This window comes from Cohnella zeiphila (assembly GCF_014212055.1).
GTDB classification, from domain to species: Bacteria; Bacillota; Bacilli; order Paenibacillales; family Paenibacillaceae; genus Cohnella; species Cohnella zeiphila.
Window position 1 is genome coordinate 286,379 of sequence record NZ_JACJVO010000032.1, and the last position, 12,608, is coordinate 298,986.

A 12,608-nucleotide genomic window follows, 5' to 3' on the forward strand; every position below is an offset into this window, starting at 1 on the left:
GGATGGTTCGAGCGGATACTCCATTATAAATAACTTTGATCATTCGGTTAACGATGTAAGCCAAGTAACGATTACGGCTAGTGGTTATGTTGAATTGCAAGACTTTGAGATCAAGGATATTAAAGAAGCCACGGCGGCGCCGGAGACGACGCCCGCGGCGAGCATCGACTACGCGAACGAAGAGCTGATCGGCTTGACGCCGGGCGCCTCGTACACGATCAACGGCGAAAGCCAAACGGCGGACGTCAGCGGCAAGCTGTCCCTTGACAACAGCTGGCTGGGCACGACGCTGAGCATCGTGAAAGTCGGCAACGGCACGACGACGACGGACAGTGAGACGCAGTCGCTGGCGGTGCCGGGCCGCGCGAGCGCGCCGACCGGCGTCGGCAAGACGGACGAGACGGTCGTGGGTGCGAGCGACGGCTCCATCACAAGCGTCACGAGCGCGATGGAATATCGGGCAAGCGGCGAGAGCGCGTGGACGGCGATTACGGGCACGAGCGTGACGGAATTGGCGCCGGGCACGTACGACGTGAGGACGAAGGCGACGGGATCGGCGTTCGCGTCGGCGGCAACGAGCGTGACGATCGCAGCGGCCACGGCGACGCCGGAGACGACGCCCGCGGCGAGCATCGACTACGCGAATGAAGAGCTGATCGGCTTGACGCCGGGCGCCTCGTACACGATCAACGGCGAAAGCCAAACGGCGGATGAGAACGGCGAGCTGTCCCTTGACAGCAGCTGGCTGGGCACGACGCTGAGCATCGTGAAAGTCGGCAACGGCACGACGACGACGGACAGTGAGGTGCAGTCGCTGGCGGTGCCGAGCCGTGCGGACGCGCCGACCGGCGTCGGCAAGACGGACGAGACGGTCGTGGGTGCGAGCGACGGTTCCATCACAAGCGTCACGAGCGCGATGGAATATCGGGCAAGCGGCGAGAGCGCGTGGACGGCGATTACGGGCACGAGCGTGACGGAATTGGCGCCGGGCACGTACGACGTGAGGACGAAAGCGACGGGATCGGCGTTCGCGTCGGCGACAACGAGCGTGACGATCGGCGCGGCCACGGCGACGCCGGAGACGACGCCCGCGGCGAGCATCGACTACGCGAGCGAAGAGCTGATCGGCTTGACGCCGGGCGTCTCGTACACGATCAACGGCGAGAGCCAAACGGCGGACGTCAGCGGCAAGCTGTCCCTTGACAGCAGTTGGCTGGGCACGACGCTGAGCATCGTGAAAGTCGGCAACGGCACGACGACGACGGACAGTGAGGCGCAGTCGCTGGCGGTGCCGAGCCGTGCGGGCGCGCCGACCGGCGTCGGCAAGACGGACGAGACGGTCGTGGGTGCGAGCGACGGTTCCATCACAAGCGTCACGAGCGCGATGGAATATCGGGCAAGCGGCGAGAGCGAGTGGACGGCGATTACGGGCACGAGCGTGACGGAATTGGCGCCGGGCACGTACGACGTGAGGACGAAAGCGACGGGATCGGCGTTCGCGTCGGCGGAAACGAGCGTGACGATCGACGCGGCCACGACGTCACCGGAAGCGAAGCCTGCGGCGACGGTCGATTATGCGAACGAAAAGCTGACGGGGCTGACGCCGGGCGCTGCTTACACGGTGAGCGGCGAGAGCCAAACGGCGGATGAGAACGGCGAGCTGGCCCTAGACAGCAGCTGGCTGGGCACGACGCTGAGCATCGTGAAAGTCGGCAGCGGCACGACGACGGACAGCGCGGCGCAATCGCTGGCGGTACCGAGCCGTGCGGACGCGCCGACCGGCGTCGGCAAGACGGACGAGACGGCCGTGGGTGCGAGCGACGGTTTCATCACAAGCGTCACGAGCGAGATGGAATATCGGGCCAGCGGCGAGAGCGAGTGGACGGCGATTACGGGCACGAGCGTGACGGGATTGGCGCCGGGCACGTACGACGTGAGGACGAAGGCGACGGGATCGGCGTTCGCGTCGGCGGAAACGAGCGTGACGATCGCAGCGGCCACGGCGACGCCGGAGACGACGCCCGCGGCGAACATCGACTACGCGAACGAAGAGCTGATCGGCTTGACGCCGGGCGCCTCGTACACGATCAACGGCGAAAGCCAAACGGCGGACGTCAGCGGCAAGCTGTCCCTTGACAGCAGTTGGCTGGGCACGACGCTGAGCATCGTGAAAGTCGGCAACGGCACGACGACGACGGACAGTGAGGCGCAGTCGCTGGCGGTGCCGAGCCGTGCGGGCGCGCCGACCGGCGTCGGCAAGACGGACGAGACGGTCGTGGGTGCGAGCGACGGTTCCATCAGAAGCGTCACGAGCGCGATGGAATATCGGGCAAGCGGCGAGAGCGCGTGGACGGCGATTACGGGCACGAGCGTGACGGAATTGGCGCCGGGCACGTACGACGTGAGGACGAAGGCGACGGGATCGGCGTTCGCGTCGGCGGCAACGAGCGTGACGATCGCAGCGGCCACGTCGACGCCGGAGACGACGCCCGCGGCGAGCATCGACTACGCGAACGAAGAGCTGATCGGCTTGACGCCGGGCGCCTCGTACACGATCAACGGCGAAAGCCAAACGGCGGACGTCAGCGGCAAGCTGTCCCTTGACAACAGCTGGCTGGGCACGACGCTGAGCATCGTGAAAGTCGGCAACGGCACGACGACGACGGACAGCGCGGCGCAAAGCCTTGTGATCGCACGGCGTCCGTCGGTGCCGTCTGTCAGCGCGGACGACGAAAGCAATTTGATTGTGGGTCTTAACACGACGATGGAGTTCTCCGTCGATAACGGAGCCTACATGAAATACGACGGCACGAACCCGCCGAATCTATCGGGGGCTCATAGCGTAAAAGTTCGTCTTGCAGCGACCGCTTCGGCGCCCTCCAGTTACGAAGCGACTCTAATTTATATGGCAGATTCGGCTGTGGGACTGACGATTTCATCCAGTGACCCAAGAGGCGCGGCAAACGACGGCAAGACGAAGCTCGAAGTGACAGAGACGCTGCCCGCCGGACATAAGCTGGTTTATTTCAACTTCGGTTCTGGTCCTGTCGTCGTGCCGAAAGTTGGCGATGCATTGACGGGTTACTCCAATCTGCCGGACAGCAGGGTGGTTCCCGCATCCAATGGCGACATGTTCGGCGTAGCGGAAGTGGACGCGGATGGCAAGGTCGTGCATTTCGGCCAAGCTATAGCGAACGTCGTCGTTGAACCGATTGTAGTCACCGACCCGGGTACTTCCGTTCCCACGCAAAACGCCGGCTCGGGAACTTCGCAAAGCGACGTCGTCGTGCTCGTCAACGGCAAAGTAGAGAACGCAGGCAGAGCGACGACGACAACCGTGAACAACCAGACGGTTACGACCGTCGCCGTTGATCCGGACAAACTGAACGAGAAGCTCGCGGCGGAAGGCAATAACGCCGTGGTCACTATCCCGGTCAACTCCGGATCGGATGTGGTGATCGGCGAGCTCACGGCCCAAATGGTCAAAAACATGGAGCAGAAGCAAGCGGTCGTACAGATCAAGACGCCGCAAGCAACCTATTCGTTGCCTGCCAATCAAATTAACGTCGACTCGATCTCCAGCCAACTCGGGCAGACGGCGAACCTGGAAGATATTAAAATCCGGATTCAGATCGCCGCACCGTCAGCGGAAGCGGCGAAGGCGGCCGAGGATGCGGCTTCGGCAGGCGGCTTTACGCCTGTCGTCACTCCGGTTGAATTCACGGTCAAAGGAACGTACAACGGTCAGACCGTCGAAGTCAGCCGGTTCAACTCCTACGTGGAGCGGACGATCGCGATTCCCGACGGGGTCGATCCGGGCAAAATCACGACCGGAATCGTCATCGATCCGGACGGAACCGTGCGCCACGTGCCGACCAAGATCTCGAGGATCGAAGGGAAGTACTACGCGGTCATCAACAGCTTGACCAACAGCTTGTACTCGGTCGTCTGGCATCCGATCGAATTCCAGGACGTCGAGAACCATTGGGCCCAGAATGCGGTGAACGACATGGGCTCGCGCATGATCGTAGACGGCACGGGCAACGGGCTGTTCAGCCCCGACCGGAGCATGACGCGCGCGGAGTTCGCGGCGATGATCGTGCGGGCGCTGGGGCTGAAAGTAGAGAGCGGCCTGTCCACTTTCGCCGACGTAAGCGCCTCGGCATGGTATGTAGGCGCGGTGCAGACCGCTTACGATTACAAGCTGATCAACGGCTTTGGCGACGGTCTTTTTCACCCGATGGAGGAGATCACCCGCGAGCAGGCGATGGCGATCATCGATAAAGCGATGGCCATTACCGGCCTGCAGGCCCAATTCCGGCAGGTAGACGCGGATACGCTGCTTCGTCCGTTCGCGGACGCAGCGAAGGTGTCTTCCTGGGCGAAGGAGGACGTGGCGAGAAGCTTGCAAGCCGGCGTCGTAACCGGCCGGAACGGGCATGAGCTCGATCCGCAAGCTTCGATCACCAGAGCAGAGATCGCCGCCATGATTCAAAGACTGCTGCAAAAATCCGATCTGATCTAACGGCCGGCTCAGGCGTATGGCGAACGGTCGAGCCGAGAGGAGAGCATACACTCCAAGCGCTAACGAATCCTAACGGCGCTATTTCGGCAAAATCAAGGAGAAGCCGATCGTAACGAATCAGATAGACCTTATTCGGGCGGTTGACGGCAGAATGCGGAATGAATCGGGCAAATAAGCCTCCTCCGATTCGTTTAGAACGCAAACCTCTCTCATTTTTGCCAAATAAGAACGTGTGGTTTCGTTAGCGAGCGAGGTCGGAGTGACGCTCGAATGCTTGCGTGGCACAACGTGCCGCTGAGCCGGTCGATCCGCCGAGAGAACAGATAGACAAGGTTGTCCCTAGAATCGCCGTCCGGGCGTTCGGGGACAACCTTTTTTCATTCTATTTTTTATGGTGCGTTTACAGGATTCTACCACTTTTGACGGATGGCTGTGATAGACTAGAGGCGAAATCCATAAAAACAAGCCGACAGGAGGAAAAGGATGATGAAGCTCGCAAGGTCGAAAGCGGCATGGGTGAAGATTGTCGCAACGTTGACCCTTGCAGGGTCGCTGCAGATTGGGTGGCTGGGCGCTCCGCCCTCCGCCAGCGCGGAAGGGCCGGCGGATCCGGCGCCTTACATTGAAGCGAAGGTCGTAAACGACAACGCGGGCAAAAAGGTGCTGTTCGACAACACGCACGCCCAAACGTCGGGAGCGGCGGACTGGGTCATCGATGGAGGATTCTCGGACTTCGGCAATGCCCTGGCGCAAGACGGCTATTACGTGAAGGAGCTGCGGAAGGCGACTCCGTTCACGTATGACGATCTGAAGGACTACAGCGTGTTCGTCGTCGCCGAACCGAACATTCCGTTCAAGACGAGCGAGCAGGACGCGATGAAGCAATATGTGGAAAACGGCGGGAGCATCTTCTTCGTCGGCGACCACTATAACGCCGACCGGAACAAAAACCGTTGGGACGGCTCGGAGTCGATCAACGGCTATCGCCGCGGCGCTTGGGACAACCCAGCCAAAGGGATGGACACGGAAGAAGCGGCATCGGCCCCGATGCAGGGCGTCGCGAGCTCGGACTGGCTCGCCGATAACTTCGGCATCCGTTTCCGCTATAATGCGCTCGCCGACCTGAACGCGACGAACATCGTCGCTCCCGACCAGGCGTTCGGCATCACGCAAGGCGTGTCGGCCGTCGCCATGCACGCCGGGTCGACGCTGGCCATTCTCGATCCGACCAAAGCGAAGGGCCTCGTGTACGTTCCGCAAACGAACGAACCGTGGGCCAGCGCGGTCGATCAGGGCGTCTACGACGGCGGCGGCGTCGCCGAAGGGCCGTACGTGGCCGTGTCCAAGCTCGGCGCCGGCAAGGCGGCGTTTATCGGCGATTCTTCCGCGGTGGAAGACGCGACGCCGAAGTACGTCCGCGAGGATACCGGAACCGCCAAAACGACGTACGACGGCTTCAAGGAGCAGGACGACGGGACGCTGCTCGTCAACCTGGTCGACTGGCTGTCGACGCAGGAGAATTATACGAGCTTCGATCAGGTTTCCGGGCTCCAGCTTGATCAACCGACGGCGCTGCTGCCGTCCGAGGATCCCGCGGCGTCGACGGAGCCGCAGCCCGAACCGTGGGCTCCGCCGAATGCCGGCTACAAGTGGTACGACAGCTCGACGTTCCGGGCCGGCTCTTACGGCGGACCGACCGCCACCGCGAACCCGGCTTACAGCTTCGTCAAGCAGGATCCGCTTCCGAATGAGGAGACGTTCCAGATCCGCGCCGTCTTCGATCACCTGCCGGCGAATACGACGGTATCCGGATTCAGCACCGGCATTTATCTGACCGGCGGCACGCAGATCGCGAAGGTCCAGAATGCGGACGGCACGTGGCCGACCGCCTACGGATACAGCCAGACCTACAGCGTAACGGCGGACGGCAACGGCCACGCGTACAAGGACCTGACCGTGCAGATCAAGCCGGGAACGAGCGGCACGGCCAATCTGCGGCTGCGGCAGAACGGGAACAACCTGCTGACGACGACCGTGAACCTTGCGGACGTGCCGGCCGAGCCGCTGCCTGACGACAACGACGGAACGCCGGCTCTCGTTCCGATCGCGCAAGCGCGCGGAGAGGCGGAAGGAACGGCGGTAACGGTGGAAGGCGTCGTAACGTCCGAGCCGGGAGCGTTCGGCGGACAAGCCTTCTACTTGCAGGACGATACCGGCGGCATTTATGTGTACCAGAGCCAGTCCGGATTCCACCAAGGCGACAAGGTGAAGGTCACCGGACCGCTGTCTCTTTACAATACGGAGCTGGAAATCAACGTGCCGACGGCAATCGAGAAAACCGGCACGGAGCCGTTGCCCGAAGCGAAGCCGGTGACGGCCGTTGACGATTCGAATCAGGGACAGCGAGTGGATATCGGGCCGGCGACGATCGAGAACATCATCACGGCTACGCCGAGCGGCTCGTTCGAGTTCGACGCCGTGAACGGTTCGGTAACCAACCATGTTCGCGTTGACGTAAGAACCGGTTTGTCGCTCGCCGACTTCCCTTACCATGAGGGAGATGTCGTCTCCGTCAAGGGGATCGCCGCGATTTTCAAAGGGCTTTATCAGCTGAAGCCGCTCGGGCTGGCAGATATCGCGCTTGTTCCGCCGAGCGTGACGCTGAGCAAAGTGACGCTTGCGGCGGACGCGACGTCCCTGCCGATCGGCGGAACGGCCGCGCTGCAAGTCAGCGGGGTGCTTAGCGACGGATCGGCGGCGGATTTAAGCGGAGCGGAGATCGCGTATGCGAGCGATAATCCGGCGGTCGTCGCGGTTGATGCGAACGGCCAGATCCGCGGCATGGAGGAAGGCAGCGCGAACGTCGCCGCTACCGTTACGCTGGACGGCCAAGCCGTTCAGTCGAATCCGGTCGCCGTCACCGTCGTTCGTCCGCTGGCCAGCGGCGTTCCGGGCAAAGCGGTGCTGTCGGACGACAACGGCTACAATAACGGCCTGAGGGACGGGGATTACACGGTCACGATGAACTTGTGGTGGGGCAATAACGGAACGACGGTCAAGCTGTACGAGAACGGCGTTCTTGTCGGCACGCAGGCGCTGACCGACGCTTCGCCGAATGCCCAAGCCGCCAAGTTCGCGATCGCGGGCAAATCGAACGGCACTTATGTTTATACTTGCGAATTGACGAACGTTTATGGCACGACGGCTTGCGATTCGCATACCGTGGTCGTATCCGACGCCAATCCGGGCAAGCCGGTGCTGTCCTCGGACAACTGGGACGGCGACGGCAGCTTTCAAGTAACGATGAATCTGTGGTGGGGAACGAACGGGTCGGAATACCGCCTTTACGAGAATGACCGGTTGATCGACACCAAGACGCTCTCTCCGTCCACTCCGGGCGCCCAGAGCGCCGTGACGGCCGTCTCGGGCAAAGCCCCCGGCACGTACACCTACCGTTGCGAGCTGGTCAATGCGGCGGGCGTGACGGCCGGCGAGCCGATCACCGTCCGGGTAACCCGTCCGTAAGCTATTCCGTTTTTCAACGCCTCCAGCCGGTGCCTTCGGGTATCGGCTTTTTGGAAAGGATAAGTTTTCCGGTGTCCCCGCAAAGTACCTGAGTATGCTTCGAAGCTAAGCCCCACTTTGTGGGGTTATTTAATTTCGGGGTTATTTTGACCCTGCCCGCTCCGTCCTGTACAATAGGCACAGCTACGGAAGTCCGCTGGAGGCGACGGACTTCGCCAAAAAAAGGAGACATCGTGCCCATGCCGCTGGAAATCGAACGAAAATTTTTGCTGGAACATTCCGTTCCCAAACTGGTTGAAGAAGAGGGGTTAAGCGTCCGTTCCGAAGTGCGGATCGAGCAGACGTACCTGGCGCTGGACGACAGCCAAGAGATCCGGGTACGCCGCATCGCCGACGTGGAGACGGGCGAGGTCACTTATACCCACACGTTCAAAAAAGGGAACGGAATGACCCGCGAAGAGGTGGAATACGGCATCTCGGAGAAAATTTACGAGCAGCTGTTCCGCGCGGCGAGGGCGGTCCCCTTGACCAAAAACCGGATCACGGCCGAATGGAACGGCCTGACGTTCGAGATCGACCGCTACGACCAGCTAGGGCTGACGGTCGTCGAGGTGGAGTTCGATTCCGAAGAAGAAGCGAACCGTTTTCAGCCGCCGGAATGGTTCGGCCGCGACATCGGGGACGAGAAGCAGTACGGCAACAAGACGATCTGGAAGAAGCTTCAGGAGCATTGATCTCCAAAAGAAGTTGTTGCCAACGGCATTCCCATCGGCTATATTGAGGTTAATTGAATATGTACGCGGGTGCTGGATGAAGTCCGGCTGAGATTGGGACCGCATGTCCCTGACCGTTAATCTGATCCAGGTAATGCTGGCGTAGAGAACGTATCGAATCGGTAAACCATTCGTTTATTCTCGAATGGTTTTTTCTGTTGTTCGCGCCCGCGTTCCTTGAAGGAGGACGCAAGAGATCGTGATCGAATCGCGGATTGCCATGCTGCAAAAGAAAGCGGAGGACAGACAGGAAGAGCTGGTTGCGCTGCTCGCCGAACTGGTGGCTTATCCCACGGTGAGCCCGCCGGCCCGGAACACGCTGGAGGCGCAGACGTACGTGGAGCGAAAGCTGCGGGAGTACGGCTTCGAGACGGAGCGATGGGAGCTGTATCCCGGCGATCCCAACGTGACGGCGGTCCGGCGGGGCTCTCGCCCGGAGGAATATCGCAGCCTGCTGCTGAACGGCCACATCGACGTGGCGGAGACGGGAGACGATCGCTTGTGGTCGGGCGATCCTTTTCGGCTGAGACTGGAAAAAGGCAGGGCGATCGGGCGCGGCACGGCGGATATGAAAGGGGGGCTCGCCGCTTTGCTGTTCGCGGTGAAGCTGCTGGCGGAAGAGGGGGTCGAGCTGAAGGGCGATCTCCTTTTCCAATCGGTCATCGGCGAAGAGGCGGGCGAAGCGGGCACCCGATCCTGCATGGAGCGCGGCTGTCGTGCCGACTTCGCCGTGACGGCCGACACGAGCGGCCTTGCGCTGCAGGGGCAGGGAGGCGTCATTACCGGATGGATTACGGTACAGAGCCCGGACGTTTATCATGACGGCATGCGCTCCCGCATGATTCATGCCGGAGGCGGTGTCCGCGGCGCGAGCGCGATCGAGAAGATGGCGAAGCTGATCGCCGCGCTGCAGGAGCTCGAACGGCATTGGGCGGTGACGAAGTCGTACCCGGGCTTTGCGCCGGGAACGTCGACGATCAATCCGGCCGTTATCGAAGGCGGGCGCAACGCCGCATTCGTCGCCGACCGGTGCGCATTGTGGGTTACGGTGCATTTTTACCCGGACGAAGACTACGAGACGGTCACCGGGGAGATCGAGGATTTCCTGCTTCGCGCGGCCGACGCCGATCCGTGGCTTCGGGAGCATCCGCCGACGTTCCGCTGGGGAGGCCGTTCCATGCTGGAGGAACGCGGCGAGATTTTCCCGTCGCTGGAGCCGGACCGGGAAGGGGAAGGCTTCCTCGCGCTGTCGGCGGCGCATGAGCGAACGTTGGGAGCCGCTCCCGTCGTCGGGATGAGCCCGAGCGTGACGGATGCGGGGTGGATCGGCCGAGCGGGAATCCCGGCCGTCATTTACGGGCCGGGCGAGCTGGAGCAAGCCCATTCCGCGGACGAGAGCGTCGAAGTCCGGCAGCTGGCGGATTACGCGAAGACGATGATCGCGTTCATCGCCGACTGGTGCAACCGGCCGAAGCCGGGGCTCGAAGGGGAGGCAACGACATGATGCGGTTCACCGAGAGGCTTCGCCGGGCGGCGGACCCGATCTGGAAGCGAAGCCACGCGCATCCTTTCCTGACGGAGCTTCGCGAGGGGACGCTGGACGTGAAGCGGTTCGCCTACTATTTGAAGCAAGACTATGTCTACCTGATCGACTATGCGAAGCTGTTCGCGCTGGGCGCCGTCAAAGCGAGGGACCTGGAGACGATGACGGTTTTCTCCGAGCTCTGCCATTCGACGCTGTGCGGGGAGATGGAACTGCATCGGGGCTATGCCGAGCGGTTCGGCGTTCCCCGGGAAGAGCTGGAGGCGACGCGGCCCTCGCCGACGACGGTCGCCTACGCGAAGTACATGCTGAACGCCGCCGGGCAAGGGTCGCTAAAGGACCTCGTTGCCGTGCTGCTGCCTTGCATGTGGAGCTACCGGGAGATCGGAGCCGCCATGGCCGCGGTTCCCGGCGCGTCGGAGCACCCGCTGTTCGGAGAGTGGATTCGGATGTACGGCGGAGACGAATTCGGAGCGCTCGCGGATTGGTGCATCGGCCTGATGGACCGGCTGGCGGAAGGGCTGCCGGAGAGAGAGCTTGCATCGCTGGAAGAACGGTTCCTCGATTCGTCCCGGTACGAGTACCTGTTCTGGGATGCGGCGTACCGGATGGAGGAGTGGCCGGTATGAGGAGCGAAGCGGAAGCGGTCGCGTCAATCCCGGAACGGCGTCTCGCATTGTCAGTGCAGGGTCTGACCTACGGTTTCCCCGGCGCGGCTCCTTTGTTCGACGGCTTAAGCTTCGACGCGGCCGAAGGCGAATTCGTGACGCTGCTCGCGGCCAGCGGCTTGGGCAAAACGACGCTGTTCCGCCTGCTCGCCGGTCTGCTGAAGCCGCAGGCTGGGACGATTCGGATCGGAACGCATGCCGACCGGAAGCCGGAGAATCCGGAGCATTCGCCTGCCTCGCCCGGCAAGGGCCGGGTCGCCTATATGCCGCAGCGGGACTGCCTGATGCCCTGGCGGAGCGTTCTGGACAATGCGGCGCTCGGGCTGGAGCTGGCCGGCGTCTCCCGGCAGGAGGCGCGCAAGCGGGTACGGGAGCTGCTGCCCGCGTTCGGGCTGGCGGACGCCGAGACGAAGCGGCCTTACAAGCTCTCCGGGGGCATGCGGCAGCGGGTATCGTTTCTCCGCTCGATGCTGGCCGGCGGCGACGTGCTGCTGCTTGACGAGCCGTTCAGCGCGCTGGACGCCATGACGCGGATGGAGATGCAGCTGTGGCTGCTCTCGGTATGGGAGCGCGAGCGGAAAACGATTCTGTTCGTCACGCACGACATCGACGAGGCTCTGCTGCTGTCGGACCGGGTGCTGGTCGCGTCGTCTTCCCCCGTGTCCGCGCTGCATGAAATTCCGGTTCGCTTGCGCCGCCCCAGACGTTACGAGGACGTGCTGGACGGAACGTTCGCAGATGCGAAACGGAAGGCGCTGGCCCTGCTGGGCCGGCGGGAGGGAGGCGGTTCCCGATGAGGAGAAGACGCGCGGCGTCCGCCGTTCCCGTCGTTCTGTTCGTACTGCTGCTGGCGGTGGTTTGGCAGCTGGGCACGACGCTGTTTCGCGTTCCGCACTACATCGTTCCGAAGCTGTCCGACGTGCTCGTCTCCTTATGGGAGGATCGAGGAGTGCTGGGGCGCCATTTTGCCGTCACGTTGGAAGAATCGCTGCTCGGACTGGCAATCTCCGCCGTGTTCGGGACGCTGACCGCCGCCTGCATCGAAGGGTCGAAGCTGGCCCGCCGGACGCTGTACCCGCTGCTCGTCGCTTCGCAGACGGTGCCGATCGTCGCGCTGTCGCCGATCATGGTCATGTGGTTCGGATACGAGCTGTGGAGCAAGGTGGCGGTCGTCGTGCTGTTCACGTTTTTCCCACTGGCGGTCAATACGGCCGACGGCTTCCGCTCGGCGGACGCCGAGATCGGGGAGTGGATGCGGTCGATGGGCGCGAGCCGCCGGGCGCTCTGGACGAAATGGAAGCTTCCTTCGGCGCTGCCCGGCTTTTTTACGGGGCTGAAGCTGGCCGCCGCGATCAGCGTCGGAGGCGCGACGCTGGGCGAATGGCTGGGCGGCGAGGCGGGGCTCGGCATGTATGCGAAGCGGGCTTCCAATCTGCTGCGGGGCGAGGCGGTATTCGCGGGGGTGCTCCTGCTGTCGGCGATGGGAATCGGGCTGTTTCTGGCCGCGTCGTTGCTGGAGCGGTTCGCGCTGGCCGGACGCAGGGAAGTTCGAAGAGAAGGGGCGGTCTGGTAAA

Annotated in this window: 7 protein-coding genes and 1 riboswitch; all 7 genes read left to right on the top strand. The window is 62.6% G+C overall.

Features of this window, described 5'->3' with window-relative positions; genetic code table 11:
* Positions 1-94 precede the first annotated feature (94 nt).
* The 7 genes from H7C18_RS25320 (at position 95) to H7C18_RS25350 (ending at position 12,607) form a co-directional block, all read left to right on the top strand.
* Entirely contained in the window at positions 95-4,525 is a 4,431-nt protein-coding gene (locus H7C18_RS25320; protein WP_238357945.1) for an S-layer homology domain-containing protein, read from the top strand.
* Positions 4,526-5,008: 483 nt separating this feature from the next.
* Positions 5,009-8,050 (top strand): chitinase N-terminal domain-containing protein, encoded by a 3,042-nt coding sequence (locus tag H7C18_RS25325; RefSeq protein ID WP_185131888.1) that lies wholly within the window; start codon positions 5,009-5,011, stop codon positions 8,048-8,050.
* 239 nt (positions 8,051-8,289) lie between these two features.
* Positions 8,290-8,784: a CYTH domain-containing protein gene (locus H7C18_RS25330; protein ID WP_185131889.1), complete on the top strand. Its 495-nt coding sequence runs from the start codon at positions 8,290-8,292 to the stop codon at positions 8,782-8,784.
* A gap of 56 nt (positions 8,785-8,840) precedes the next feature.
* A riboswitch (TPP riboswitch) is annotated at positions 8,841-8,950 on the top strand.
* A 93-nt stretch (positions 8,951-9,043) separates the two neighbouring features.
* Positions 9,044-10,327: an acetylornithine deacetylase gene (locus H7C18_RS25335; protein ID WP_185132017.1), complete on the top strand. Its 1,284-nt coding sequence runs from the start codon at positions 9,044-9,046 to the stop codon at positions 10,325-10,327.
* The gene (tenA, locus tag H7C18_RS25340; RefSeq protein WP_185131890.1) at positions 10,324-10,995 is read left to right on the top strand and encodes a thiaminase II; all 672 of its coding nucleotides are present in this window, start codon (positions 10,324-10,326) and stop codon (positions 10,993-10,995) included. Before H7C18_RS25335 ends, tenA begins: the two co-directional genes overlap by 4 nt.
* Positions 10,992-11,831 (top strand): ABC transporter ATP-binding protein, encoded by an 840-nt coding sequence (locus H7C18_RS25345; protein ID WP_185131891.1) that lies wholly within the window; start codon positions 10,992-10,994, stop codon positions 11,829-11,831. The genes tenA and H7C18_RS25345 overlap by 4 nt, the downstream gene beginning before the upstream one ends.
* Complete coding sequence (locus H7C18_RS25350) at positions 11,828-12,607, top strand: ABC transporter permease (protein ID WP_185131892.1); 780 nt, start codon at positions 11,828-11,830, stop codon at positions 12,605-12,607. Before H7C18_RS25345 ends, H7C18_RS25350 begins: the two co-directional genes overlap by 4 nt.
* Position 12,608 lies beyond the last annotated feature (1 nt).

Coding starts and splice junctions, on each gene's coding strand:
- H7C18_RS25325 (WP_185131888.1), top strand. CDS start 5,009: ATGATGAAGCTCGCAAGGTCGAAAGCGGCATGGGTGAAGATTGTCGCA.
- H7C18_RS25330 (WP_185131889.1), top strand. CDS start 8,290: ATGCCGCTGGAAATCGAACGAAAATTTTTGCTGGAACATTCCGTTCCC.
- H7C18_RS25335 (WP_185132017.1), top strand. CDS start 9,044: ATGCTGCAAAAGAAAGCGGAGGACAGACAGGAAGAGCTGGTTGCGCTG.
- tenA (WP_185131890.1), top strand. CDS start 10,324: ATGATGCGGTTCACCGAGAGGCTTCGCCGGGCGGCGGACCCGATCTGG.
- H7C18_RS25345 (WP_185131891.1), top strand. CDS start 10,992: ATGAGGAGCGAAGCGGAAGCGGTCGCGTCAATCCCGGAACGGCGTCTC.
- H7C18_RS25350 (WP_185131892.1), top strand. CDS start 11,828: ATGAGGAGAAGACGCGCGGCGTCCGCCGTTCCCGTCGTTCTGTTCGTA.